The organism is Streptomyces sp. P9-2B-2 (genome assembly GCF_030406865.1).
Lineage (GTDB): Bacteria > Actinomycetota > Actinomycetes > Streptomycetales > Streptomycetaceae > Streptomyces > Streptomyces platensis.
In genome coordinates, this window is sequence record NZ_CP129126.1 from 5,812,966 (window position 1) to 5,838,408 (window position 25,443).

At 71.5% G+C, this 25,443-nt stretch carries 26 protein-coding genes; 21 read left to right on the top strand and 5 right to left on the bottom strand.

Translation table 11 applies throughout. From position 1 onward, the window contains the following. The first annotated feature begins 4 nt into the window (after positions 1 to 4). Complete coding sequence (locus QT196_RS25670; protein ID WP_290355781.1) at positions 5 to 1,537, top strand: P-loop NTPase fold protein; 1,533 nt, start codon at positions 5 to 7, stop codon at positions 1,535 to 1,537. Further along, entirely contained in the window at positions 1,534 to 1,767 is a 234-nt protein-coding gene (locus tag QT196_RS25675) for a hypothetical protein (protein ID WP_290355782.1), read from the top strand. Before QT196_RS25670 ends, QT196_RS25675 begins: the two co-directional genes overlap by 4 nt. A gap of 33 nt (positions 1,768 to 1,800) precedes the next feature. Here QT196_RS25675 and QT196_RS25680 read toward each other — a convergent pair whose 3' ends face one another. Both QT196_RS25680 and QT196_RS25685 read right to left on the bottom strand, forming a co-directional pair. Then, a complete protein-coding gene (locus tag QT196_RS25680; protein WP_168481165.1) occupies positions 1,801 to 3,435 on the bottom strand; it encodes a D-aminoacylase in 1,635 nt (544 codons plus the stop codon). 182 nt (positions 3,436 to 3,617) lie between these two features. Then, positions 3,618 to 4,907, bottom strand: a complete 1,290-nt coding sequence (locus tag QT196_RS25685; RefSeq protein WP_168481166.1) for an amino acid deaminase — start codon at positions 4,905 to 4,907, stop codon at positions 3,618 to 3,620. A 212-nt stretch (positions 4,908 to 5,119) separates the two neighbouring features. Between QT196_RS25685 and QT196_RS25690 the strand changes: the two genes are divergently transcribed. The 4 genes from QT196_RS25690 (at position 5,120) to QT196_RS25705 (ending at position 9,191) form a co-directional block, all read left to right on the top strand. Beyond that, positions 5,120 to 6,268, top strand: a complete 1,149-nt coding sequence (locus QT196_RS25690) for a sugar kinase (RefSeq protein WP_290355783.1) — start codon at positions 5,120 to 5,122, stop codon at positions 6,266 to 6,268. Positions 6,269 to 6,362: 94 nt separating this feature from the next. After that, on the top strand, positions 6,363 to 7,151 hold the full coding sequence (locus tag QT196_RS25695; RefSeq protein ID WP_266733814.1) for an IclR family transcriptional regulator: 789 nt from the start codon (positions 6,363 to 6,365) through the stop codon (positions 7,149 to 7,151). Beyond that, complete coding sequence (locus QT196_RS25700; RefSeq protein ID WP_266733812.1) at positions 7,148 to 7,558, top strand: RidA family protein; 411 nt, start codon at positions 7,148 to 7,150, stop codon at positions 7,556 to 7,558. Before QT196_RS25695 ends, QT196_RS25700 begins: the two co-directional genes overlap by 4 nt. A gap of 148 nt (positions 7,559 to 7,706) precedes the next feature. Then, entirely contained in the window at positions 7,707 to 9,191 is a 1,485-nt protein-coding gene (locus tag QT196_RS25705) for a gluconate:H+ symporter (RefSeq protein ID WP_266733810.1), read from the top strand. Between the two features lie 78 nt (positions 9,192 to 9,269). Here QT196_RS25705 and QT196_RS25710 read toward each other — a convergent pair whose 3' ends face one another. Further along, positions 9,270 to 9,758 (bottom strand): ATP-binding protein, encoded by a 489-nt coding sequence (locus QT196_RS25710; RefSeq protein WP_266733808.1) that lies wholly within the window; start codon positions 9,756 to 9,758, stop codon positions 9,270 to 9,272. Between the two features lie 269 nt (positions 9,759 to 10,027). On the opposite strand from QT196_RS25710, the gene QT196_RS25715 reads away from it, so the two are divergent. From QT196_RS25715 to QT196_RS25725, 3 genes are read left to right on the top strand one after another with little or no spacing between them, the layout of a single operon-like run. After that, positions 10,028 to 10,879, top strand: a complete 852-nt coding sequence (locus QT196_RS25715; protein WP_290355784.1) for a Scr1 family TA system antitoxin-like transcriptional regulator — start codon at positions 10,028 to 10,030, stop codon at positions 10,877 to 10,879. A gap of 10 nt (positions 10,880 to 10,889) precedes the next feature. Next, positions 10,890 to 11,081, top strand: a complete 192-nt coding sequence (locus QT196_RS25720) for a hypothetical protein (protein ID WP_168481171.1) — start codon at positions 10,890 to 10,892, stop codon at positions 11,079 to 11,081. Between the two features lie 49 nt (positions 11,082 to 11,130). Further along, on the top strand, positions 11,131 to 11,322 hold the full coding sequence (locus QT196_RS25725) for a hypothetical protein (RefSeq protein ID WP_168481172.1): 192 nt from the start codon (positions 11,131 to 11,133) through the stop codon (positions 11,320 to 11,322). 75 nt (positions 11,323 to 11,397) lie between these two features. Here QT196_RS25725 and QT196_RS25730 read toward each other — a convergent pair whose 3' ends face one another. Further along, positions 11,398 to 12,747, bottom strand: a complete 1,350-nt coding sequence (locus tag QT196_RS25730; RefSeq protein WP_266733803.1) for a M14 family metallopeptidase — start codon at positions 12,745 to 12,747, stop codon at positions 11,398 to 11,400. A 247-nt stretch (positions 12,748 to 12,994) separates the two neighbouring features. Here QT196_RS25730 and QT196_RS25735 point away from each other — a divergent pair, with 247 nt between their 5' ends. Beyond that, the gene (locus QT196_RS25735) at positions 12,995 to 13,873 is read left to right on the top strand and encodes a trypsin-like peptidase domain-containing protein (RefSeq protein ID WP_168481174.1); all 879 of its coding nucleotides are present in this window, start codon (positions 12,995 to 12,997) and stop codon (positions 13,871 to 13,873) included. A gap of 84 nt (positions 13,874 to 13,957) precedes the next feature. Here the strand turns inward: QT196_RS25735 and QT196_RS25740 are convergent, their stop codons facing one another. Continuing rightward, positions 13,958 to 14,971 carry a chitinase gene (locus QT196_RS25740; RefSeq protein ID WP_168483985.1) on the bottom strand — a complete coding sequence of 338 codons (1,014 nt, stop codon included), beginning with the start codon at positions 14,969 to 14,971 and terminating at the stop codon, positions 13,958 to 13,960. Positions 14,972 to 15,379: 408 nt separating this feature from the next. On the opposite strand from QT196_RS25740, the gene QT196_RS25745 reads away from it, so the two are divergent. The 11 genes from QT196_RS25745 to QT196_RS25795 all read left to right on the top strand — a co-directional run bounded on the left by QT196_RS25745 (position 15,380) and on the right by QT196_RS25795 (position 25,443). Next, entirely contained in the window at positions 15,380 to 16,969 is a 1,590-nt protein-coding gene (locus tag QT196_RS25745) for a hypothetical protein (RefSeq protein WP_168481175.1), read from the top strand. A 132-nt stretch (positions 16,970 to 17,101) separates the two neighbouring features. After that, on the top strand, positions 17,102 to 17,824 hold the full coding sequence (cpaB, locus tag QT196_RS25750; protein WP_211117420.1) for a Flp pilus assembly protein CpaB: 723 nt from the start codon (positions 17,102 to 17,104) through the stop codon (positions 17,822 to 17,824). A 13-nt stretch (positions 17,825 to 17,837) separates the two neighbouring features. After that, positions 17,838 to 19,295 (top strand): AAA family ATPase, encoded by a 1,458-nt coding sequence (locus tag QT196_RS25755; protein WP_168481176.1) that lies wholly within the window; start codon positions 17,838 to 17,840, stop codon positions 19,293 to 19,295. 3 nt (positions 19,296 to 19,298) lie between these two features. Then, a complete protein-coding gene (locus QT196_RS25760; protein ID WP_266733796.1) occupies positions 19,299 to 19,682 on the top strand; it encodes a TadE/TadG family type IV pilus assembly protein in 384 nt (127 codons plus the stop codon). Continuing rightward, a complete protein-coding gene (locus QT196_RS25765) occupies positions 19,679 to 20,131 on the top strand; it encodes a TadE family protein (protein ID WP_266733794.1) in 453 nt (150 codons plus the stop codon). Before QT196_RS25760 ends, QT196_RS25765 begins: the two co-directional genes overlap by 4 nt. After that, positions 20,128 to 21,468 carry a CpaF family protein gene (locus QT196_RS25770; protein ID WP_168481178.1) on the top strand — a complete coding sequence of 447 codons (1,341 nt, stop codon included), beginning with the start codon at positions 20,128 to 20,130 and terminating at the stop codon, positions 21,466 to 21,468. The genes QT196_RS25765 and QT196_RS25770 overlap by 4 nt, the downstream gene beginning before the upstream one ends. Continuing rightward, the gene (locus QT196_RS25775) at positions 21,465 to 22,409 is read left to right on the top strand and encodes a type II secretion system F family protein (protein ID WP_168481179.1); all 945 of its coding nucleotides are present in this window, start codon (positions 21,465 to 21,467) and stop codon (positions 22,407 to 22,409) included. The genes QT196_RS25770 and QT196_RS25775 overlap by 4 nt, the downstream gene beginning before the upstream one ends. 8 nt (positions 22,410 to 22,417) lie before the next feature. After that, entirely contained in the window at positions 22,418 to 23,311 is an 894-nt protein-coding gene (locus QT196_RS25780; RefSeq protein ID WP_168481180.1) for a DUF5936 domain-containing protein, read from the top strand. Between the two features lie 581 nt (positions 23,312 to 23,892). Beyond that, entirely contained in the window at positions 23,893 to 24,057 is a 165-nt protein-coding gene (locus QT196_RS25785) for a membrane protein (RefSeq protein ID WP_018089307.1), read from the top strand. 17 nt (positions 24,058 to 24,074) lie between these two features. Next, on the top strand, positions 24,075 to 24,797 hold the full coding sequence (locus QT196_RS25790; RefSeq protein WP_266733790.1) for a pilus assembly protein TadG-related protein: 723 nt from the start codon (positions 24,075 to 24,077) through the stop codon (positions 24,795 to 24,797). A gap of 61 nt (positions 24,798 to 24,858) precedes the next feature. Then, positions 24,859 to 25,443: a hypothetical protein gene (locus QT196_RS25795; protein WP_085926756.1), complete on the top strand. Its 585-nt coding sequence runs from the start codon at positions 24,859 to 24,861 to the stop codon at positions 25,441 to 25,443.

Consider the following 25,443-nt stretch of genomic DNA (forward strand, 5'->3'; position numbering starts at 1 on the left):
CGGTGTGGAGTTCCTCACGCCAGGTGACGATTCCGGGGGCGCGGATTCCGCGGAGGCCCCCACGGGCGGATGCGCGCGCTACTACGCTCCGGCACATGCCCGCCTCAGCACCGTTACCCCCGTACGCACCCGCCGCACCGGCCTCGCCCGCACCCGCCGCGATCCAGCGCACCGCGGCCCGTTCGCGCTGCTCAACGACGAGCCGGTGGCCGAGTCCGGCGCGGATCTGCTCGGCGCCGGCCGCGCCGCCCGCAGGCTCGCCGGTCTCCTGGTCGCCTCCCGCGCCACCACCCCGTTCACCCTCGCCGTCGACGCCGGCTGGGGCATGGGGAAGAGCAGCCTGATGCGGCTGGTCGACGCGGAGCTGGCGGACGCCCCCGAGGTGCACACCGTCTGGTACAACGCCTGGACCTCGACCGGCGACGACGCGCTGGAAGGGCTGATCAAATCCGTACTGCTGCGGTTCGACCGGCGGGTGCTGCGGCGCGGACTCCAGCGGATCTCCGAGCGGCGCGCGCTGCTGCGGGCCGTACGGGCCGTGACGACAGTCGCCGCCGGGCCGCTCGGGGTGGCCGGTCTGGTCGACGAGCTGTGGCGCGGGCTGTCCGTCAACTCCCAGGCCCGCAACGAGATGCGCGAGGCGATCGGCGCGCTGGTGCAGGAGTGGTCGGAGACCGCCGAGTTCCGGCCGCGCCGCCTGCTGGTCGTCTTCATCGACGACCTCGACCGCTGCTCGGAGGAGACGGTGCTCGCCGTCTGCGAGGCGGTGAAGGTCTATCTGGACGTGCCGGGGCTGGCGTTCGTCATCGGCTGCGACCGTGCGGCGCTGGCACCCAACGGGCTGTTACGTGACCCGTCACCCGCGGCCTCGGCGTTCATGGAGCGGATCTTCCACACCAGCTACCGCATCCCGGTCGCCGACCAGCAGGACGTCCGGGAGTACATCGACCGGTGCGCCCGCGCCGTCGGCATCGACCGGCTCCTGGACGAGCGGCTGACCACCCTGCTCGCGGAGCGCTCGGCCCGTAATCCGCGCCGCATCAAGCGCCTGGTGAACGGCTTCGTGCTGGAGGCGACGCTCAATCCGATGTGGGAGGACTTCCCACCCGAGGCGGTGGTCAGGACGCTGCTGCTCCAGTACTTCTACGCCGACTTCTACCGGATGGTGGCCGGCGGCGGGGGGCCCGGCGCCGGTGATGTGATCGCCGAGTTCCGCACCTACCAGCAGGTGCGCCGGCTGCTGCGGGCCCCGGGGCCGGTCCCCGACGCCGAGCTGCCCCGCGTCAACCGCTTCCTCCACGAACACGACCTGCCGGAACAGGCCACGGCTACCGGGGCCGAGACGCTGAGCCGGCTGAAGCGCCAACTCCCCAGCGGATTCCCGGAGATGGTGACCGACCAGGGGTTCACCTCGCTGATCGACGGTCTGGTGGCGCTGCCGCGCTCCGAGCCTTCCGGGCGGCGGGCGCGGTGGTGCGGATCGCCGAGGACTCGGCCGCCGCGGACGCCGCCCTCGCCGTCGAGCGGCCGACGATGATCGTTTCCGATATCGACCGGGGAGGCAATCCGCGGGAGGGCCTGGAGCACATCGGGCGGCTGCGGCAGGAGGACCGCTACACCGGCCCGGTCGTCTTCTACGCGGGCCGGGTCACTCCGGAACGGACCACCCTGACCCGGCAGTTGCGGGCCCATCTGACGAGCAGCGGAACCGAGATCGAACGACTGGTCCTGCGCGCGGCCGCGGGGGAGCTGCCGCCGCCCGCCTGACCTCAGCGCCGGCCCGGCGGCGCCCGCCTGACCTCAGCCCCGCCCCCGCGCCGTCCGCCGTACCGTCCGGCCCGCCAGGACGTCCGTCCGCCGTCCGTCCTCCATCACGAAACGGCCGTCGATCAGGACATGCGGGATGCCGGTGGGGAGTGTGCGCGGGGCGTCGAAGGTGGCTCCGGCGGCGACCGTGTCCGGGTCGAAGAGGACCAGGTCGGCGCGGTAGCCCTCGCGGACCAGGCCGCGGTCGGGGAGCCGCAGCCGGGCGGCCGGACGGCCCGTCAGATGGGCGACGCACTCCTCCAGTGAGAGCACCCCCAGCTCGCGGACGTAGGTGCCGAGGTACTGGGGGAAGGTGCCGTACGCCCGCGGATGCGGTTTGGCGCCCTGGAGGATGCCGTCGCTGCCGCCGGTGTGCACCCGGTGGCGCATGATCCGGCGGACGTTGTCCTCGTGGCCGACGTGTTGCAGGATCGTCGGGCCCAGGCGGTCGTCGATCAGCAGTCGGCGGGCGGTCCGCCACGGCTCCTCGCCGCGCTCGGCGGCGCTGCGGGCCAGGGTCTTGCCGACGTGGTCCGCCAGCGTGGGATCCGACACCCCGGAGATCTCGATGGTGTCCCAGTCGATGGGCACCCCGTGACAGCCGTCGGCGCCCGTCACCTCCATGGCGTGCCGGATGCGGGCGGCCGTCGTCTCGTTCCGGAGGCGGGCCAGAATCGCCTCCGGACCGCCCTCGCTCGCCCAGCTCGGCAGCATGGCGACCAGGGTCGTACAGCCGGGGGTGTACGGATAGGTGTCCAGGGTGAGGTCGGCGCCGGCGTCCAGCGCGTCGTCCAGGAGCGCGAGCAGCTCGGGCGCGCGGCCCTCGTTGACGCCGAAGTTCATGGTGGCGTGCGCCAGATGCAGCGCACAGCCGGCCTCGCGGGTGAGGGCCACCATCTCCTCGTACGCCTGGAGGGCACCGGCGCCGTAGGAGCGGTGGTGCGGGCAGTAGTAGCCGTCGTAGCGGGCCACCACCCGGCACAGTTCGGTCAGTTCGGCGTCCGAGGCGTACATGCCGGGGGTGTAGGTCAGACCGGAGGACATCCCGACCGCGCCCTGTTCCAGGCCCTCGGCGACCAGCTGCCGCATCCGGTCCAGCTCGTCGGCGGTGGCCGCGCGGTCGTCCCAGCCGACGGCGAGCATCCGTACGGTGCCCTGCGGCACGAGATAGGCGGCGTTGACGGCGATGCCCCGGCCGTCGAAGCCGTGGTCGAGGCGGTCGAGGTAGCCGCCGACGGTGCGCCAGCTGAAGTCGACGGAGGTGTCCCCGGGTGCCCCGCCGTTCCAGCCGGTGATCTGGGCGCGGACCTCGGCGAGGGTGCGGTCGTCGACCGGTGCGTACGACAGGCCGTCCTGGCCGAGGACTTCGAGGGTGACCCCCTGGGCCACCTTCGCCTCGTGCCCGGGGTCCCGCAGGAGCGCCAGGTCGCTGTGTGCGTGCATATCGATGAAGCCGGGGGAGAGGGCGAGGCCCTGGCCCTCGACCACGCGGGCGGCGCCCGGCCGCGGGCCGCCGTCCGACTCGCGGTGGATGGCGGCGATCCGGCCGTCGGACAGGGCGACATCGGCGCGGTAGGACGGACCGCCGGACCCGTCGAGGACGCGTACGTCGCGGAACACGGTGTCCATGGCCGGTCCTGCCTCTCTCGGCGCCCCGGAGCGTCGGCGACCGGGGGACGTACGGTCGCGGGGTCCGGGGCCGGCGGCGCGCACCGCGGGGGATCGGCGCGCACCGCCGGCGTCCGGGGGCGGGAGCGGAAGCTCCGGCCCGGGAAGCCGGCAGGGCCATGGACGGCCCTGCCGGGCGGGTCCTAGAAGAAGGTCCGGATGAAGTCCGTGACCGTGCCGTCCTGTTCGACGAGGGGGATCAGCTGCCACTTGTCGAAGATGGTGCAGGGGTGCGACAGCCCGAGGGCGACCCAGTCGCCGACCTCCACATCGCCGGCCCGCTCGGTGTCGACCCAGGCGTGCTGGTCGGACAGCTTGCGGACGGTGAGGCCGTCCGCCGGGCGTTCGGTGCCGTCCCGTCCGGACCGGACGACCTGGGCCTGCGGCAGATCCAGGTCGTACGCCGCATCGCGCTTGCCCGCGTTGAGGAACGCCTGCTCGGTCGTGGGACGGGAGACGACCTGGGCCCACAGCCGGAAGGCGGGGTGCAGGGCGCCCTCGTCCGGGACGCGGTTGAAGGGGGTGAGCCGGCGGTAGTGGGCGTCGTCGTGCGAGACATACGCGCCCGAGCGCAGCAGCTTGAGGACCGGCGCCGACAGCGCGGGGAGGTCCGCGAAGACCTCGGCGACCGCGTCGAACCAGGCGCTGCCGCCCGCGCTGACCACGATCTGGTCCAGGTCGGCGAACCGGCCCGCCTTGTCGAACGCCTCGGCCAGTGCCACCAGTCGGCGCAGGTAGGCGGTCACCCGCTCCGGGGTGGCCTCCGGCACCTCGCCCTCGTAGCCGGCCACGCCCACCAGGCGCAGGGTGTCCACCCCCGCGATGGCGTCGGCGAGTTCCAGGCACTCGGTCTCGGTGCGCACGCCGGTACGCGCGCCCTCGCCGGCGCACAGCTCGACGACCACATCCACCGGGCGGGTGGCGCCGGCCTCCCGCAGCGTGCGGTCCATCAGCTCGATACCGCGCAGCGAGTCGACGTAGCAGATCAGGTGGAAGCCGGGGTCGTCCGCCAGCTCGGCGGCGAGCCAGCGCAGCGCGGCCGGGTCCACCACCTGGTTGGCGAGGAAGATCTTCTGGATGCCGAAGGCGCGGTAGACGCGGACCTGGTGGGGGACGGCGGCGGTGATGCCCCAGGCGCCGTGCTCCAGCTGCCGGGCGAAGAGCTGCGGGGCCATACAGGTCTTGCCGTGCGGGGCGAAGGCGAGGCCGTGCCGGTCGGCGTAGGTCTCCATCAGGGCGAGGTTGTGCTCGACCGACTCGGCGGAGAGGGCGAGGACGGGGGTGGTGAAGCCACCGTCGAAGAGGTTGCGGCGCTCGGCGGCCAGCTCCCCGACGGTGAGCCCTTCGGCGTCCGGCGGGAGCGCCTTGAAGCGGTGATCGACCCGTTCGTCCGCGAGTCCCTTGAGTCCCTGCGCGAGCCGCTCGCCGGCCATGGGGCCTCCTCCAAGTTCCTGTTGCACTCTCTGCAACACTCATTGCGCATATCGCGTACCGCTGTCTAACATCCGGGCCATCGCACGGTCAATGGTGAGAAGCATGGCGGGGGACGGGCCGGAACGGGCCCTGGAGACCGCCCCGGACGACACCCGAACCGCCGCACCGGCCGCGCCCGGGTGAGCCGTACAGCGAAGGAGCACATCCGCTCGTGACCAGGTCCTCGAACGCCGGCGACGGTCAGGCCCCGGACGGCGCACCCGTCCCGGACATCGATGTCGTCTGCCTCGGCGAGTCCATGGTCACCTTCCTGCCCCGCCGGCCCGGGCGGCTCGCCGATGTCCCCTCCTTCGACCGCGCCATCGGCGGTGCCGAATCCAATGTCGCCTGCACCCTCGCCCGCACCGGCCACCCCACCCGCTGGATCTCCCGGGTCGGCACCGACGGCTTCGGCGACCATCTGCTGGCCGCCATCGCCGACTGCGGCGTCGACGTCCGGCACGTCCGGCGCGACCCGCTGCGCCCCACCGGCGTCTACTTCCGCACCGCCGGCGACCGCGCCACCGGCACCCACGAAGTCGCCTACTACCGCGCCGGTTCCGCCGCCTCCGCCATGACGGCGGCCGACCTGGACCCGGCCGCCCTGTACGGCGGCCGGATCCTGCACCTGTCCGGCATCACGGCGGCGCTGTCCGCGGACTGCCTCGCCCTGCTGACGGAGCTGACCACCCGCCGCCCCGGGCGCCCGCTCCTCTCCTTCGACGTCAACTACCGGCCGGGGCTGTGGCGGGACACCGCACGGGCACGGGTACTGCTCGACCTCGCACGCGGCGCCGACCTCGTCTTCGTGGGCGACGACGAGGCCCGGGACGCCTGGGGCCTGCACGGCCCCCGGGCCATCCGCCAGGCGCTGCCCGAACCGCACACCCTGGTCGTCAAGCAGGGCAAGACCGGAGCCACCGTGTTCCGGCGGACGCGGGAGCCGGGCGGCCGCCGCGACGACGCCACCGGTGCCGACGAGGTCACCGGCACCGACGACGCCACCGGCACCGCCACCTTCGTCCCCGCCCTGGACGTCGACCTCGTGGCGGCCACCGGCGCCGGGGACGCCTTCGCCGCCGGCTTCCTCTCCGCCACCCTCCGCGGCCTGCCGGACCGCGCCCGCCTCCGGCACGGCCATCTGTGGGCCGCCGCCGCCCTCACCGTCCCTGGCGATCTCGCCACCCCGCCGAGCCGGCCGTACGCCGACCGGCTGGCCGCCCTCGACGGCCCGGCCTGGGCGAGCCTGCGCCTCGCTCCCGGCTGGACCGACGCCGACGCACCCGGCCCCCGGGCCGACGAGGAGGTACCCACCCAGTGAACGAGCCACGAGCGAGAGCCATCGAGCGGTGCGCCCCGGGTAACGGGCGGGCGGGCCGGGGCGCCGGGCGGACCGGGCGAAGCGAGGTGCGGCGATGAGCCAGACCGTCGACCGGGCGCTGAGCATTCTGCCGCTGCTCGCCGAGGGGCCCGCCGACCTGGGCCAGGTCGCCGACCGGCTCGGCGTCCACAAGTCCACGGCCCTCCGGCTGCTGCGCACCCTCCACGAACACGGCTTCGTCTACCGGCAGTCCGACCAGCGCTACCGCCTCGGCGCCCGGCTCTTCGCGCTCGCCCAGCAGGCCGTCGAGAACCTCGACGTACGCGAGATCGCCCACCCCCACCTCGTCGCACTCAACGAGAAGTGCGGACACACCGTCCACCTCGCGGTCCACGAGGAGAACGAGGTCCTCTACATCGACAAGGTGGAGAGCCGCTACCCCGTCCGGATGTACTCCCGGATCGGCAAACCCGTCGCGATCACGGTCGCCGCGGTCGCCAAGCTGCTCCTCGCCGACCTCCCCGAGCCCGAGCGCCGCGCCCTCGCCGAGAAGCTCGACTACCCCCGCTACACGTCCCGTTCGACCCATGACGCCACGGCGTTCCTCGCCGAACTGGCCACGGTCCGCGAACAGGGCTGGGCCACCGACCTCGGTGGCCACGAGGAGTCCATCAACTGCGTCGCGGCCCCCGTCCGCGGCGCCGACGGCCGCCTGGTCGCCGCCATGTCGGTCTCCGCGCCGAATGTCGTCGTCAGCGCCGGGGAACTCCTCGGACTGCTCCCGCTGGTCCGCCGCACCGCCGACGCCATCAGCCGGGAGTACTCCGGAACCGCCGTCCCCCCGTCAGCCACCGACCCCGCAGAGGAAGCCCGCACCCCATGACCGAGAAGACCGCGCTCACCCCGGCCACCCACACCACCCCGCCCGCGAAGTTCTCCCACGGCGTCAGGAAGGGCAATGTCCTCCAGGTCGCGGGTCAGGTGGGCTTCCTCCCCGCCGTCGAGGGCCAGGCGCCCACCCCGGCCGGCCCCACCCTGCGCGAGCAGACCCTCCAGACCCTCGCCAACGTCAAGGCCATCCTCGAAGAGGGCGGCGCCAGTTGGGACGACGCGATGATGATCCGCGTCTACCTCACCGACGTGGCGCACTTCGCCGAGATGAACGAGATCTACAACGCCTACTTCGAGGAGCAGGGCCTCAAGGAGGCCCCCGCCGCCCGCACCACCGTCTACGTCGGGCTGCCCAAGGGGCTCCTCATCGAGATCGACGCCCTCGCCGTCCTGAGCTGAGCCATCCCCTCCTGAGCTGAGTCGTCCGCTGTGCCGTTAGTCGTACGTCCGCACCATCCGCCGCACGGCAGGGCACCCCGCACCGACGGGGCGCCCTGCCGCGGTCCCCCCTACCCGGAAAGCCCCTGTCTGCCAACGGAGTTCCCTCATGCACCTCGCCGCCGCGACCGCCACCCCGGCCACCCCTCCACCACCACCCCACACCGGTGGACTGCTCGCCCTGATACCGGGCACCGCGGGCCTCCTGACGGTCGCCGCCCTGGGCATCGCCCTGCTCCTCGTACTGATCATCAAGGTCCGGCTCCAGCCGTTCGTCGCGCTGCTGGCCGTCTCCATCGCGGTGGGCCTGGCCGCCGGGCTCTCCGTCACCGAACTCTTCGGCACGGTCCAGAAGTCCGACGCCGTCTCGCTGATCGAGACCGGCATGGGCGGCATCCTCGGGCATGTCGCGATCATCATCGGCCTGGGCACCATGCTCGGCGCGATCCTCGAAGTCTCCGGCGGCGCCGAGGTGTTGAGCGCCCGGCTGCTCCACCTCTTCGGCGAGCGGCGCGCCCCCCTCGCGATGGGCCTGACCGGCCTGATCTTCGGCATCCCGGTCTTCTTCGACGTCGGCATCTTCGTCCTGGCCCCGATCGTCTACGCGGCCGCCAAGAGGTCCGGCAAGTCGATTCTCCTCTACTGCATGCCACTCCTCGCCGGCCTCTCCATGACGCACGCGTTCCTGCCGCCGCACCCCGGCCCGGTCGCCGCCGCCGGTCTCTTCAAGGTCGACCTGGGCTGGGTCATCCTGATGGGCCTGGTCTGCGGCCTCCCGGCGGTGCTCGCCGCCTGGGGCTACGCGGCCTGGATCGGCAAGCGCCTCTTCGTCCCCGTCCCGCAGGACATGGTCGAGGCCGCCGAGGAGGCCAGGGCGGCCGTCACCGCGGAGAAGGCGGCGGCCGGCGTCCCCGCCCACGAGGAGCCGGTCCCCCTGCCCACCGTCCTCACCATCATCGGCACCCCGCTCCTGCTCATCCTCCTGGCGACCTTCTCCTCCATCGCCCTGGCCCCCTCGCCCGGCCGCTCGGTGATCGAGTTCTTCGGCCACCCCTTCGTGGCCCTGACGCTCGCCCTGCTGCTCGCGTACTACCTGCTGGGCATCCGCCGCGGCTGGTCCCGCACGTCCCTGGAGACGGTCTCCACCGCCTCGCTCAAGCCGGTCGGCAACATCATCCTGGTCGTGGGCGCCGGCGGTATCTTCGGCGCCGTCCTCAAGGCCAGCGGCGTCGCCACCGCCCTTTCCGACACCTTCCACCATGTCGGCCTGCCGGTCATCGTCCTCGCCTACCTCCTCTCCCTCGTCCTCCGCGTAGCCCAGGGCTCCGCCACGGTCGCCATCGTCACCACGGCCGGCATCGTCGTCCCCCTGGTCGAGGGCCAGGGCATGTCCCAGGCCCATCTGGCGCTGATCATCATGGCGATCTCGGCGGGGTCGATCTTCGCCTCGCATGTGAATGACGGGGGGTTCTGGATGGTGAGCAAGTACTTCGGGATCTCGGAGCGGGACACCCTGAAGTCGTGGACGGTGCTGGAATCGGTGCTGTCGGTGGCGGGGTTCGGGGTGGCGGCTCTGGTGAGCCTGGTGGTGTAGCCGTTCAGGTCCCCGGAGCGGCGACGTCCCGTCCGCGCACGCCGATGGGGCGCCCGGCACCGGCCGCCCCATCGGCTGTCACGCCACGTGCCCGTACGCCCGCGCCCCTTCGCGCGGCAGCACGGCCCACAAGCGCGTCCCGTCCCCGGCCTCCGGCGACTCCCCGAACCCCCACTCACCGTCGCAGGCGTGCATCACACAGGCCAGCAGCAGGAGCAGGGACCGCCGCCTGCCGTCGCAGGCCGCCGCGAGACGGCGGTGGGTGTGGCGCGGGTGCCCGTCGTAGAGGCTGATGCGCAGCGCGTCGTCGCGATAGCGCAGGGACAGATAGACGCTGTCAGTGGGCGTGAACAGGCAGGCACAAGCGGCAAGTTCACCGATCACCTGGACCGCGGCGGCGGTCACGTCGTACAGGCCGTGCGCTTCCAGGATCGTACGGGCGGCAGAGCGCGCGACGGCCGGACTGGCGAGCGCGGCGGGAAGAGTGAGGCTGTAGGCCAGGTTTTCCGGCACGCGAGGTGTGCGGGCGTCGACGGGGTGCGGGCAGACGGTCACGGCTGCGGACATGGCAACTCCCTGTTGCAGAGGGTTGGTTGATGGCACGGCAGCCGGTGGCCTGTCTCCCTGGCGCGGGCCCGCCCCTCCCAGGGCAGGAGGATGCGGGCAGGCTCGCGCGATGCGCTTCCGACTGCGTCGAGCGTAAACGTTGCGTTACTGACTGTGGGGGGATGGGTGGCTCATGTGCCACCTACTCCCGCACATTGCCTCCCGTGCAGTGGACCGACGTCACGTGCGACGGGCAGACTGACGTCACCGAGTGGGGAGGGAGGGCGCCGATGCCCACCAGGGCCACGCCCACAGAGCGCCAGAAGCGCCTGGGTGCCGAGCTGCGCAAGATGCGCCTCGCAGCGGGTCGAACCACCGAATACGCGGCCGGTCTACTTGGTTTGGACCGTACGAAGGTCTCCAATATGGAGCTGGGCATCCGCTCCACTTCGCCTGAACGCGTACGGGTGCTCGCCAGTAACTACGACTGCTCGGACCAGCGATACGTCGACGCTCTGGTCGAGCTGGCCAACTCCCGCACGCGTGGATGGTGGGAACAGTTCAGGGGAAGCCTCCCGCAAGGGCTGCTGGATGTCGCAGAGCTGGAGTGGCACGCTACGCGGCTGCGGTCCGAACAGACCGTGCACCTGCCCGGCCCGCTTCAAGTAGGCACGTACGCACGCGCCATCTTCGACGCCGCGCTGCCCCCTCTGTCCAGATCGGAGGTGGAGCTACGCGTCATTCTCCGGCTGCACCGCCAGCAGATTCTGGAACGCGACAACCCCGTTGACTATGTGGCATACATCCATGAGTCCGCGCTGCGCATGCAGTTCGGTGGACGCGCTGTGGCCCGCGAGCAACTCCGGCATCTCTGCGAGGTATCCGAGCTGGTGAACGTCGAGGTGCGGGTACTTCCGGTTGAGGCAGGTGCCTTCCCAGGCGCCGGGCATGCCGTCCTGTACGCCAAAGGTACGGTGCCGCAATTGGGCACCGTCCAGCTGGACTCGGCTCACGGTCCCGAGTTCACTCATGCCGATGCGCAACTCGCCAAGTACCGGGAGCACATGGACTGGATGCACGCCCATACGCTCGGGATGCGCGAGTCCCGCGATTTTATTCACCACATCGTCCGTCAGCTCTGAGGAAGGTCACATGGCTGAGATCTCTTGGGAAGATCCCTTTTGCGCGGAGGGCAACAACTGCTTTCGCATAGGTACTGACGACCAGGGCAATGCCTATATCGCGGTTGCGGGTGCCGAAGAGGCATACGTGTCGGACTCCCGTGCAGCGCTCCGGGCGCTCATCGTCGACATTAAGGCGGGTAAGGCCGACCACCTGCTTTAGTGTCTCCGACCTCGATCGAAACCCATACGCTCACTCCGGGGAGGCCGCCATGCAGGACATCGACTGGGAAGAGCCTTTCTGCGCCGAGGGCTCGGCATGCTTCCGCATAGGCACCGATGATCAGGGAAACGCTTACATCGCCGTGGCGGGCGCCGAAGACGCCTACGTGTCCGACTCCCGTGAAGCGCTCCGCGCCCTCGTCCTCGACATCAAGGCCGGCAAGGCCGACCACCTGCTCTGACATTCCTGGAGGAACGAGTGCCCGGCACCGGGCTCACACCCGGTGCCGGGCACCCTCATTGCGGCGGCAGAAGGCTCACCTGCCCTTGCAGTACTGCCCCTCCTTGCCGATCACGCGATAGACACAGTCGGCGGTCTCCAGCATTTGCAGCACCGCCTCCCGGTTCCTTGCGGTCTCCTTCGGGATCACCGAGTCCTTCGGGTAGAAGCCACCGGAGCCGAACGAGGACGGGTACATCTCGAACGTAAACGCGAAGACCTTCTGGTCGCCCCACAACCAGTCATCGATCGCCCCGTCCGTGATGTACAGGTCGCTGGACTGCTCGGGGGTGTAGCCGTTGGTGGCGGCCATGTTTTTGCCGAGGGTGGCGAAGGTGTCGTGTTCGTCCTTGGTCATGCCGTCGCCGGTGTCGTCGTTGGTGAAGCCGAAGGGCCAGAGGACCAGTTCGCTGTAGGTGTGGAAGTCGATGGCGGCCGTGATCTGCTGTTTGCCGCCCACGTTGCGGCCGTGGACGAACTTCGAGACGACCTGGACCTCGGGGGCGGATGCGGCGGAGGCACCGCGATAGGTCTCGTCGCCCGGGTCGGTCGAAGAGCCGTCGCAGCAGCCCCACTTGAAGTCCCAGTTGCGGTTGAGGTCGGTGCCGACCTCGCTGGTCCCGGCGTTGGGCTGGCGGTTCTTGCGCCAGCTGCGGAAGTCGCCGGAGGCGATGTCGTACTCGCCGCCGTCGGGGTTCAGGTCGGGGATGATCCAGATCTCGCGGGAGTCGAGCATCTTGGTGACGCGGGAGTCGCTGCCGTACTTCGAGGTGAACTCGTTGAGGAGGTAGAGGGACATCTCGACCGTGAGGTGTTCCCGGGCGTGCTGGTGGGCGGTGAACAGGACCTCGGGCTCCTGCTCGTCCTTGGTGACGTTCTTGCTGAGTTTGAGGGCGAGGAGGTTGCGGCCCTCATGGGAGGTGCCGATGACCTGCTTGCTCAGGATGTCCGGGTGCCTGGCGACGAGGGCGTCGATCTCCTTCGTGGCCTCGTCGTAGGTGTGGTACTTCGTGTAGCCGGCTGGGAAGTCCTTGGCGCGGGGCTTGTGGGGCGAGGGGGCGGCGGTCGGCGGGGCAGGCAACTGACGGACCTTGTGGCCGAGTTGGCGGACCGCGGTGGCCTGGGCGCGGGTCGCGGTGATGACGACCGCGCGGGCGTGCACCTCGTCGATGCTGACTCCGGTCGCGACCAGGGCGGTGCGCTCCGTACGGGTGGCGGGGCCGGTCACCTCGTACTGGCGCGGGACTTCGGCGATCCGGGCGGCGTCGGCGGCGGGGCCAGGGCGTGGCGCGTCCTGTGCCTGGGCGGCGGCGATAGGGGCGGCGAGCGCGAGGGAGAGGAGTGCGGCGAGGACGGTGGTGCGTCCGCCGCGGATACGTGGTCGCATGCGGTCTCCTGTGGGGTGTGAGGCGAAGCGACGGCGCCAGTTTTGGACGATGTCATGGCCGTGACAAGACGTCTGACGGTCAATTCTGGGCCCGTGAGAATCGGCCACCGGAAAGTGGCGAATCCCTCAACTTGCTGCTGACGGGCGGAAATTGATTGCCAGGCGGTGCCGAGTCGCCAACAATGCGCACGACAAAACCGAAGTTCCCCGCAAGGGCTTCGGTGACAGACGCTGAGAGGACCCCCACATGAATCGACCTCTCGTCGGCACCCTGGCCACGGCCGCACTGGGCGCCGCAACCCTGCTGGGCACCGTCGGAACGGCGCACGCCGCGCCGCAGGACGGTGGCCAGCACCCCACGCAGCAGAAGAAGACCAAGGCGGTGGACTTCGCCGGCAGTGTCGCGCTGAGCAACTGCTCCGGCTCGGTCGTCCGGATGCCCGGCTCGAAGCCGGCGGACCCGGCGCTGGTGATGTCCAACGGCCACTGCCTGGAAGGCGATATGCCCGGCGCCGGTGAGGTCGTCGTCGACAAGCCGTCCAGCCGCAGCTTCACCCTGCTGGACAAGTCGGCCGGCAAGCTGGGCACCATCAAGGCCACCAAGGTCGCCTACGCCACGATGACCGACACCGATGTCTCGTTCTACGAGACCGGGTCGACCTACGCCGAGATCGAGAAGAAGTTCAAGATCAAGCCGCTGGAGATGGCCACCGAGCACCCGGCCAAGGACGCGAAGATCAGCATCGTCTCCGGCTACTGGAAGAAGATCTACTCCTGCGGTATCGACGGGTTCGCCCCCACCCTCAAGGAGGGCGAGTGGACCTGGAAGGACTCGGTCCGCTACACCCCGGAGTGCCAGATCATCGGCGGCACGTCCGGCTCGCCGGTGGTCGACACCGCGACCGGCAAGGTCACGGCCATCAACAACACCAGCAACGAGAGCGGCGAGGAGTGCACCCTCAACAACCCCTGTGAGGTGGACGAGAACGGCAAGAAGACGGTGCACAAGGGCATCGGCTACGCCCAGGAGACGTACCAGATACCGAAGTGCTTCGGCGACGGCAACAAGCTGGACCTGAACGCCGAGGGCTGTGTGCTGCCGAAGCCGAAGGCCGCGCGCCGGTGAGCTGAAGCAGGAGACCCGCCCCGGGTCCCGTGCACGAGGTGCGCGGGTCCCGGGGCGGGGCCACGTGGTGCGGGCGGGGCGGTGTTACGGGAGGCCGTGGACGTGCGCGCCCACCTGGGCCGCGAAGGCGTTGCCGTTGGCCGCGTCCCAGTTGGTGGACCACGTCATCGCGCCACGGAGCCCCGGGTAGGTCCTGGAGGGCTTGAACGAGCCGCAGTTGCTGCCCCGGGTGAGGCAGTCCAGCGCGGCGTTGATGACGGACGGGGCGACGTAGCCGCCGCCGGCCGCGCGGGCCGAGGCCGGCACCCCGATGCCGACCTGGGACGGGTCGAGCCCGCCCTCCAGCTGGATACAGGCGAGCGCGGTCAGGAAGTCGACCGTGCCCTGGGCGTAGACCTTGCCGTCGCAGCCGTTCATCGAACCGCTGTTGTAGTACTGCATATTGACCGCCGTCAGGAAGTCCTTGATCCCGAGCGCCGTCTTGAAGTACTCGTTCTGCGGTGACTGCATATCGATGGTCTGCGGGGCCATGGTGACCACGACATCGCCGTGCCGGTCGTGCAGGGCCTTGAGCGCCTGTGTCATATAGGTCGCGTGGAGGCCGTTCTCCAGGTCGATGTCGACGCCGTCGAAGCCGTAGGTGTCCATCAGGCCGCTGACGGAGTCGGTGAAGTTCTGCGCGGAGGCGTCGTCGCTGACGGACACCGCGCCCCGCTCACCGCCGACGGAGAGGATCACCGACGTGCCGGCCGCCTGCTTCGCCTTGATATCTGCCTTGAATTCGTCGGTGGAGCCATAGCCGACGGCCGGGTCGAGCTGGAAGGTGACCGCGCCGGGCTGCCCGGTCGCCTCGGCGAACGAGACCGCGATGATGTCGTAGGCGCCGTCGACATCCTTGAGTTTCTGCACCGTGGCGCCGTTGTCGAAGTTCTGCCAGTAGCCGGTGACCGCGTGCCGGGGGACGGCTGCGGCGGTGGTGGCGGCCGCGGCGGAGGGAGCCGGGCGGTGCGTCCCGGCCGCCTGGGCGGTGCTCGCCCCGACGAGGGCGGCCGTGGTCAGCACCGCGGCGGTGAGTCCGGCCAGCAGCCTCGCGGGCAGTCCGGTCGACGGTCCGTTCCCCGGCCCTGCATTCGGCCCGGTGTTCGGCCTGTTCCCCGGCCCGGTCTTCGGTCTTCCTGAGCGTGCGCGAACCACGACTGCCTCCGTGTGGGGGGAAGTTGGGGAGAGTGCGGATGCGTGTTCAGGGGCCCCTGCGTGTGCCGTACAACGTGGTCCAGACCAATCACTCTGTCAAGAGTCCGCGCGGAGACGGATGTTCCCGTGCGGGACGCTTGGCCGGTATCCGCCATTTCCCTGCGGGGTGATGGTGATGACGAGTAGCCCAGAACGTGTTCTCTGGGACGTATCTCTGTGGATAAAGTGCTGAGCGAATGGCGCCGATGGCGCAGAGCTGTGCCGATCCGCGGTCCCGGGACCCCCGGCGGCCGGAGGGAGTGGGGGAGCGACGTGCCGACCGCGATTGCAGTCACCAGCCCTGACCTCGCGCTGCCGGCGACCGACCGGCAGACCCCCGCCGCCGTCGTCCTCCAGGCCCCGCATCTCCAGCCGCTGGACGACGCCCTGACGGAGACCAGCGCGGTGCTGGAACACCACGGCCATCTCGTCGCGCTGTACTCCTCCGTCTGCCCGCCGGAACACATCCGCCGGCTGCACACCCTGCGCGCCGTCCTGGAGAGCGACCGGATCGCCATCGTGCCGCTGTCCCTGCCGCCGCTGGGGGTCGCCTTACTGGCCCGGCAGCTGCGGCAGTTGTCGTTGTGCGACGTCAGCCCCGGGGTGCTGGCCAGCGCGGCCCGGCTGCTGGCCCACTACATTCACGCCGGCGCCCTGCTGGGCAGCGTCAGCGGGCTGGACCGGGTCGAGGTCGATCTGCGGGCCCATATGAAGTCCTGGCTGCCCGGCGCGCACTTCGCGGTACTGGCCCATCCCGAACCGCAGTTGCTGCACCTGGACCGGCACAGCACCGAGGCCGGACTGCCGGGGCCCAAGTTCGCCACCCAGCTCGCGGTCGCCCGCGGCCAGCTCACCTCGGAGTGGGTCACCGGCGCGCTCGCCCCGGCCTGGCAGGTGCAGGGGGTCTACGAGACCCGGCTGCCCGCCGAGTCCGCCCGGTGGTGGGGCACGCCGAAGCTGATCGAATTCGCGTCGGCCATACCGGATGTGTCGGTCCTCCATCAGCTGGTGGCCTCCGTACGCCGCGAGGAGTGCCGCTGGTGCGGTCTGGAACTCCTCGGCGACCGCTGTGCGTTCTGCGCGGCCCCGCTGGCGCGGGAACGGGCGACGGGGGGTGGCGGCTCGGGCCAGGGGCCGGCGGCCATAGGCGGGACGGCATCCGGGCGGGTGGGGGGCGGGGCTGTGGCTCCGACTGTGGCTCCGGCTACGGCTGTGGCTCCTGGGGCCTCTTCTGCCGCTGCTCCGGCTCCGGCCTCGCCCGTTCCCCCGGCCTCGCCCCTTCCTCCTGCCGCGCCCGTTCCTCCGGCTTCGGCCGCCGCGTCATCACCGGGTGGCGGGGCAGCGGCCGCGCCCGCACCGGCTCCCGGCCCGGCCGCACCGACTCCCGGCCCGCCCGCATCAGCTCCCGCCCAGGACCGGCCCCAGCCCCGGGACCAGGCTGCCGCCCCGATGCCCGGCCCGATGCCCGCCCCGGCCCAGGCCCCGGCGCGGGAGGACCGCGCGCTCTCGCCGCTGGCCCCGTCGGGTGGGCCCGGTGTACCTGCCGCACCCGGTGTGCTGGGCGTATGGGGCGGCCGCCCCGGCGGTCGTGATGAACCCGGGCAACTGGACGTACGAGGACCGGATCTCACATCGGGTGGTCCGGCCGTACCGGGGAACCCGTACGGGTCCGGCCGTCCGGTGCCGGGCAACCCCTACGCGTCCGACACCCCCCGCGCCCCCGGCCAGTGGGATCTGCCCGGCCACCCCGACTTCGCCGGTCACCCTGACTCGGTCGGTCACCCCGCTCACCCCGGGCAGCCGGATCTCTCCGGCCGCCCGGACGTCCCCGGCACCCCGCGAACGGTGGCCCGCGTGCGCTGAGTCCGACCGGGCCGCCGTGGCCCCGCCCCTCCGGCCGGTCCCCCCGGCCGCCCGCCGGGTTCCCGCCCGGCGACCGCCCGAACCCGTCCCCCGCCCGCCCTTTCTCCCCGTCCCGATCGAGGTCCCTCCCCCATGAACTCACGCCAGCGCCGCGGAGTGATCCTGCTGCTCCTGTCGGTTCTCTGTGCGGTCGGCGCGTTCGTCGGCGTACTGTCGGTGATCAAGAACGTCGAGTCCAAGGTCGGCCCCGAGAAGACGGCGTACCGGCTGAAGAGCGATGTCGCGGCCTATAAAGAGCTGAATCCGGGGCAGTTCGAAAAGGTGCAGATGCCGCAGCGGTGGCTGCCGCCCACCGCCGTGACCGACCTGGACCAGGTCAGCGGCAAGATCGCGGTGACCCCGCTGAAGAAGGGGTCGCTGCTCCAGGACGACATGATCGTCGAGCGGCCCGCACTGAAGTCCGGGCAGCAGGAGATCGCCATCATGATCGACGCCGCCACCGGTGTGGCCGGCAAGATCAACCCCGGTGCCCGGGTGAACATCTACGCCACGTTCGAGGGCAAGCGCCCCGAGGACAAGCCGGTCTCCAAGGTCATCGTCGCGGGCGCCCAGGTCATCGACGTCGGCAAGCTGACGCCCCTGGAGGCCAAGGACCCGGGCGACAGCACCACCGCCAACAGCCGCCAGGCCGGTGAGGCCGTCCCGATCACCTTCGCGCTGAACACGCCGGACGCCCAACGGGTCGCGTACGCCGAGTCCTTCGCCTCCCATGTACGGCTCGCCCTGCTCGCCCCCGGCAACGAGAACGCCATACCGCCCGCCCAGCGCAGCTACACCCTCGACGGCGACAAGTGACCCGGAGCCTCAGGTGACCATCCGCATCCTCCCGGCCATCGGTGACCCCGACGCCGCCCGCGCCGTGTCCTCGCTGCTCCACCAGCTGCCGGACGCCGAACCCGCGCCCACCGTCGGGGACTCCGCCGCGCTGCTCCACGCGCTGGCCGGTGCCGCCGCCCAGGGGGCCGGTGCGGCGGCCGCGGGTGGCCCGTCCGCCGCGGGCCAGCCGTCCGCCGTGGAGGCGCTCCCCGAGGTCGTGCTCGTCCACGAGCGGATCGGGCCGACACCGGCGCTGGAGCTGATCCGTGAGGTGGCGCTGCGCTTCCCCGCCGTCGGCGTCGTACTGATCACCACGGATGCCGGGCCCGCGCTGTTCTCCGCGGCGATGGACGCCGGGGCCCGGGGCATCGTCGGGATGCCGCTCGGCTACGACGAGCTGGCCGCCCGGGTGCAGGCCGCCGCGCAGTGGTCGGCGGGCGTCCGGGTCCACCTAGGGGGCAGCCCGGAGGCGGTTTCCGGCCCGGCCGGGACGCTGGTGACCGTGACGGGTGCCAAGGGCGGGGTCGGCACCACCGTCACCGCGGTGCAGCTGGCGCTGGCGGCGCGGGCCGCGGGCCGCAGCGTCGCGCTGGTGGACCTGGATCTCCAGTCCGGTGACGTGGCCTCCTATCTGGACGTCCAGTTCCGCCGCTCGGTCGTCGATCTGGCGGGCATTCAGGACATCTCCGTACGGGTTCTCCAGGACGCCGTGCACGACCACCACACCGGTCTGGGCCTGCTGCTGGCGCCCGAGGAGGGCGAACGCGGTGAGGAGGTCGACGACCGGGCGGCCCGGCAGATCATCGGCGCGCTGCGCTCCCGCTACGAAGTCGTGCTGGTCGACTGCGGCTCCCAGATGCAGTCCGCCAACGCCGCGGCCGTCGAACTCGCCGATCTGGCACTGCTGGTGACCACCCCGGACGTGGTGGCCGTACGGGCCGCCAAACGGCAGGTCCGGCTGTGGGACCGGCTCCAGATCCGTAAGGCGGAGGACACCACGACGGTGGTCAACCGCCTCACCCGGAACACCGAGATCCAGCCGCCGCTGGTCGCCAAGGCCACCGGCACCCAGGTCGCCCGGACCCATGTGCCGGCCGCCTTCAAGGAGCTCCAGCCCTGTGTCGACGCGGGCCGGATGCAGGATCTGGACAGCCGGTCCACGGTCAAGCAGGCGCTGTGCGCGCTGGCCGGTGAACTCGGCCTGGGCGACTCGCCGTCCGTACGGCAGGGCCGCGGCAGCCACCGGGCCCGCCCCACGCTGACCGGGCGCAAGCGCAAGGCCATAACGCCGGGGGCGGCTCCCGCTTCCGGGGGAATTCCGGGTCAGGCGTCGGGGACGGCCTCCGGGGCGGGCCCCGGCACCGGTCCCCGGTTCGGGGTGCGGCGGGGATCCGCGGCGGCGGCCGGCCCGGGGCCGTTCGATCCGTCCGGCCCGTACGAGGAGGGCTGAGCGGTGCGGCGCCCGCTGGGCGGCGACGACCGGGGGCAGGTGGCCGTGGAATTCATGGGGCTGCTCCCGCTGATCCTGCTGGTCCTCGCCCTGCTCTGGCAGTTGGTGCTGGTCGGGTACACCTACTCGCTCGCCGCGCACTCCGCCGACCGCGGCGCACGGGCCGCCACCGCCACCGAGGGCGGCGGCGAGGGCGCCTGCCGCGCCGCCGCCGAGGACGAACTGCCCAGTTCCTGGCGCGCGGGCGCCTCGACCTCCTGCGGAACGGAGTCGGGCCTGTGGAAGGCCACCGTACGGATCGAGGTCCCGGTGCTCTTCCCCGGCGCCGGCAGCTATCCGTGGAAGGTCACCGGCTCGGCCGGCGCCGCGAAGGAGGGCACCGGGTGAGCGCCGTACGCCTTCCCGCCCGGCTCCGCGGTCACGGCCGCGACCGGGGCCAGGCCTCCATCGAGTTCCTCGGCTTTCTGCCGATCCTGCTGGTCGTCGGGCTCGCCGTGGTCCAGCTCGGCCTGGCCGCCTACACCGTCCAGCAGGCCGGGACCGGGGCGCGCGCCGCGGCCCGTACCGCCTCGATGGACGAGGCCGACCGGGAGACCGGCCCGCAGGCCGCCGGACGGGCCGCGATGAGCGACTGGGTCGCCGACGGCGCGACGATCTCGGTGGGCGGCGGGGGCGCCGAGGTCAGCGCGACGGTGCGGGTGGCGATCCCCTCGGTCATCCCCGGCGTCGACAGCCTCGGTACGGCCAGCCGCACCGCCACCATGCCCCGCCCGCAGGAACCCGGCGCGCTGGGCCCGCGCGCCGCGGACACGTACGAAGGAGCACCCCCGCGATGAGCCTGAAAGCCCGGATCGTCGCACCCGAACCGGCCGGTGAGGCGCGCGAGGACAGCCATCTGGTCGCCGTCTACCGCGCCAAGCTGCTCGAAGAGATCGACCTCGCCGAGATGTCCTCGCTGGCCGCGGCCGAGCGCCGCTCACGGCTGGAGCGGGTGCTGGGCCACATCATCAGCCGCGAGGGCCCGGTGCTCTCCACCGCCGAACGCGCCCAGCTCATCCGCCGGGTGGTGGACGAGGCGCTGGGCCTGGGGGTGCTGGAGCCGCTGCTGGAGGACGCCTCGATCACCGAGATCATGGTCAACGGCCCGGACCAGGTGTACGTCGAGCGGGCCGGCCGGGTCGAGCTGCTGCCCGTCCGCTTCGCCTCGCACGAGCAGCTGATGCAGACCATCGAACGGATCGTCTCCACCGTCAACCGCCGGGTCGACGAGTCCAATCCGATGGTCGACGCCCGGCTGCCGTCCGGCGAACGCGTCAACGTGATCATCCCGCCGCTCGCGCTGAACGGCGCCACCCTCACCATCCGCCGCTTCCCCCGCGCCTACACCCTCGCCGAACTCATCGGCATGGGCACCCTCGACGAGCAGATGCTGATGCTGCTGGCGGGGCTGGTGCGGGCCAAGTTCAATGTGGTGGTCTCCGGGGCCACGGGTGCGGGCAAGACCACCCTCCTCAACGCGCTGTCCGGGCTGATCCCGGACGGCGAGCGGATCATCACCGTCGAGGACGCCGCCGAACTCCAGCTCCAGCAGAGCCATGTCATCCGGCTGGAGTCCCGCCCGCCCAACGTCGAGGGCAAGGGCCGGATCACCATCCGCGACCTGGTCCGCAACTCCCTGCGGATGCGCCCCGACCGCATCATCGTCGGCGAGGTGCGCGGCGGCGAGACCCTCGACATGCTCCAGGCGATGTCGACCGGCCACGACGGCTCGCTGGCCACCGTGCACGCCAACAGCGCCGAGGACGCCCTGATGCGGCTCCAGACCCTGGCGTCGATGTCCGACGTCAAGATCCCCTTCGAGGCGCTGCGGGACCAGATCAACAGCGCCGTCGACTGCCTCGTCCAGCTCACCCGGCACGCCGACGGCTCCCGCCGGATCAGCGAGATCGCCATCCTCGACTCACGCGGCCACGAGGACTACCGGATCGCCACGGTCTGCCGCTTCGACGCCGAACCGATGGGCGCCGACCGCATCGTGCACGGCCGGTTCCGCTACTTCCCGCTGCCCCGCCGGGTCGCCGAACGCCTCTTCATGGCCAGCGAGCCCACCCCGCCCGCCTTCGGCATCGCCACCCACGACGCCCAACTCGCCACCCGGAAGGCCCACTCATGACCGGCGGGAACGACCTCGCCCTGCTCGCCATCGGCGCCACGCTGCTGTGCGGGCTGCTCGCGATCGCCGGCGCCCGGACGTACGCGGCCGGGCGCGCCCAGCGACAGGCCATCGTCGACCGGCTGGCCGACGAGCGCGGGCTGCCGGTGACCGGGCGGCGCCGCTTCCCGTCCGTCGACCGGGCGCTGCGCGGCACCCGCTTCGGCCGCCGCCTCGAACTGCGGCTGACCGCCACCGGCCTGGACGTCACCCCCGGCGAGTTCGTCGTCTACCTGCTCGGCGCGGTCCTCGCGCTGTGGCTCGTCGCCCAGGCCACCCTCGCCCCGTTCTTCGGCCCGATCGCCGCGCTGGTCGCCATCTGGGCGGCGTTCGCCTTCCTCAACTGGCAGCGGCAGAAGCGCATCGAGAAGTTCATCAACCAGCTGCCCGAACTCTCCCGGATCCTCGCCAACGCCACCCAGGCCGGACTCGCGCTGCGGACGGCGCTGGGCATGGCGGCCGAGGAACTGGAGGCCCCGGCCGGTGAGGAGCTGGCCAAGGTCTCCGACAAGCTCGCCGTCGGCCACTCCATCGACGAGGCGCTCGGCGAGCTGGCCGAACGCCTGCCGTCCCGGGAACTCGTCGTGCTCGTCACCACGCTGGTGCTGGCCAACCGCGCCGGCGGCACCGTCGTCGGCTCGCTGCGCAACCTCACCAAGACCCTGGAGGAGCGTAAGGAGACCCGCCGGGAGGTCCGCACCCAGCTCTCCCAGGTGGTGGTCACCGCCTATGTCGTCCCGCTGCTCGGTATCGGCACCCTGCTGCTGATGAACCGGATCGCCCCGGGCGCCATCGACCGGATGACCGCCTCCTTCCTCGGCCAGCTCGCGGTCGTGGTGGCCTTCGCCCTCTACGGGCTCGGGTTCTTCTTCATCCGCCGTCTGTCCAAGATCGACGTCTAGGTATCGCCATGGCACTCGGAATCCTGCTGGCCCTCGCCTTCGCCCTCTCGGTCGCCGGTATCTGCTGCGGTATCGCGCTCTACCGGCGCGAGGCCCGGCTGCCGCCCGACCTGGCGCTGTCCCTGGAGGTCGGCGCGACCCGCACCACGGCCGTCGGGTCGGCGGTGGACCGCGCCGGGATGCGCTACGCGCCGCTGGTGCTGCGGCTGATGGGCGGCAAGCGCACCGCCCGGATCCGCCGGCGGATCGACCTGGCGGGCAATCCGGGCGGGCTGACCGTCGACCGGTACGCCGCCCGCCGCGCCGTCTACGGGGCCCTCGGCCTCTTCGGCGCCCTGGTGATGTTTCTGCGCGGCCAGCCGCTGCTCGGCGTGCTGATGGTGCTGTTCGGCCTCTTCTGGACCGAGGTCGGCATCTGGGCCGCCATCCGTCAGCGCAAGGACACCATCGAGCGCACTCTTCCGGACTTTCTGGATGTGCTGGCCGTCGTGGTCAGCGCCGGTCTGGGCTTCCGTCAGGCCCTGGACCGGGTCGCGGAGAAGTACGAGGGGCCATGGGCGGATGAACTCCGGATCACCCTGCGGCAGATGGACATGGGCGTCAGCCGCCGGGCCGCCTTCGAGGAACTGCGCAAACGCAATGACTCCGAACAGGTCGCACAGTTCGTCACCGCCCTCCAGCAGGGCGAGGAGCTGGGCTCGCCGATCGTCGAGACGCTGATCCAGATCGCCGACGACATGCGCCGGACCGACGCCCAGAACGCCCGGCGCCGGGCCGCCCGCGCGGTCCCCAAGGCCACCATGGTCGTCACCACCTTTATGGTTCCGGCCACGATGATCCTGCTCATCGCCGGTTTCTTCCTGGGCTCGGGCACCAACTTCGGCTCGCTGATGGACAGGTGACCTGTCTCACTCGGCCCGGCACCGGACCCGCCCGCGGCCGTCCGGCGCCACGGGACCGGGCTCGGCGGACCCGACCCGGCGGCCCCCGGCGCGCCGCCCGTCCGGCCCCTGGTGACCTGCTGTGCCGCCACCCGCCACGACGGCCGCCGCTCCGGCCTGCCCTTGCGGTTGCACATTCGGGCCCGTCCGGCCGACGGCGGCCTGTACTCGGCCGGATGAGTGCGTTACGGGCCCGGCTTCCCCTCAACTCCTTCGCAACAGCAACGAGTTGTGTCACAGTGGGTGGGCGGACGGTTGCACTCGCACTATGGTGCGGAAGGACCGTCCGGTCTGCATGGGTAACGGAACGGGGCACGGTCCCGGAGGGGGAGCGGGGGTGGGTAGGGTGCGACTGAGTGGCCGAAAGACGACGTTGTGCCTGTCATCCGGGTTCCCGAAAGAGGATGGGATACGGATTCCCTGTTCCGGGCATGCGGTTCCGGCGTACTTTTCTGGTGTCGTGAGCGCGGCCGACCGCGCCGGCACCACGGGGACAGACCAGCCGGACCAGAGCGGTACGGCCGCCCATGGAGGGGAAGACGATGGCGAAGCGGATTTTGGGGAACGACCGGGGACAGACCTCGATCGAGTACCTCGGCATCATCGCGGTGGTCGTGGCGATCGTCCTGGTCCTGTCGACCACGGACTTCGGCAGCCAGATCGCGAACGCCATCGCCAACAAGATCTCCGACGTCGTCGGCATTTAGCCCGCACCGCCACCGCCGTGCCGGCCACCACCCCACCCCACCGCCGGCGCGACGAAGGGCAGGCCTTCCCGCTCTACATCGTCGCGGTCGGGGGCCTGCTCTTCCTCGCGCTCGCTTTCTTCGCCGTCGGGCAGGCGGCGGCCAGCCGCAACGGTGCGCAGACCGCCGCCGACGCGGCCGCGCTCGCCGCCGGCCAGAAGTACCGCGAACTGCTGCGCGAGAGCGTGCTCGACGGCCTCCGCGACGGCAGCTACCGGACCGACCCGACGGCCTGGAAAGAGCTGCTGAACGGGCGCGGCGTCCTGTCCCCGGCGGCCTGCGAGAGCGCGGCCTGGTTCGCCGGACGCAACGGCGCCCGTCTCTCCGGCCCCCGCTGCACCCCGGACTCCTGGCCCACCTCGTTCGCCGTCGAGGTCACCACCCGCAACCCCGTGGGGGATTCCGTCATCCCGGCGACCAGCAACGAGCATGCGTCCGCCGCGGCGAAGTCCGTCGTCGGTCCCCGCTGCACCCTCGACCCCGCCCAGGACGACACCGGCGGGACGGACGGCGGGGACGGCGAGGACAGCGGGGACGGTGCGGACGACAAGGGAGGCAAGGACGGCAAGAGCGGCAAGGACGACGACGCCCCCGCCCCCGTCGAGATCACCTGCGACGGAAAACGCTGGACGCTCGACCCCCGCCACCTCCAGGAACTGCCCGACGCCGCCGACCTGTTCTCCGTACGCCTCGCCCATTGACCGCCCGCACCCGACCACCCCCCTCGAGACGACCAGACGACGATCAAAGGAATCGCATCCCATGAGCATTCGGCGCACCACGAAGGCCGCCAGGGGAGCGGTCGCCATGGCGAGCGCTGTCGGCCTCGCGCTCGTCGTGGCCGGCTGCGGTGGTGACAGCGGCGGTGCGAAGGCGTCGGACGGCGACAAGCCACCGGCCCGCAGCACCGCCCCCAAGGACAGCGGCCCCGGGGCCCCGGCGGCCGACTCCGACAAGGTGATCGGCGAGATGAAGGGGCCGGACGGCGTGGTGGTCACCCTGCATTCCGTGGTCCGGGACTCCGGCGGCTTCGTCACCGTCAACGGCACGGTCACCAACCGCGGCACCCGCGCCTTCAACGCCATCGACTGGCGCTCCAACGAGACCGAGCTGCGGTCCCGTTCCTCGATCTCCGGGGCGACCCTCGTCGACAAGGCGGGCAAGAAGCGCTATCTGGTGCTGCGCGACACCAACGGCGAATGCCTGTGCACGACCGGCCTCAGCGGGCTGATGCCGGGGGCCAGCCGCCCGATCTTCGCGCAGTTCCCGGCGCCGCCGGCCAAGGTCACCGAGGTCGATTTCCAGCTGCCGACCCTGCCGCCGGCCAGCGTGCGGATCACGGACTGA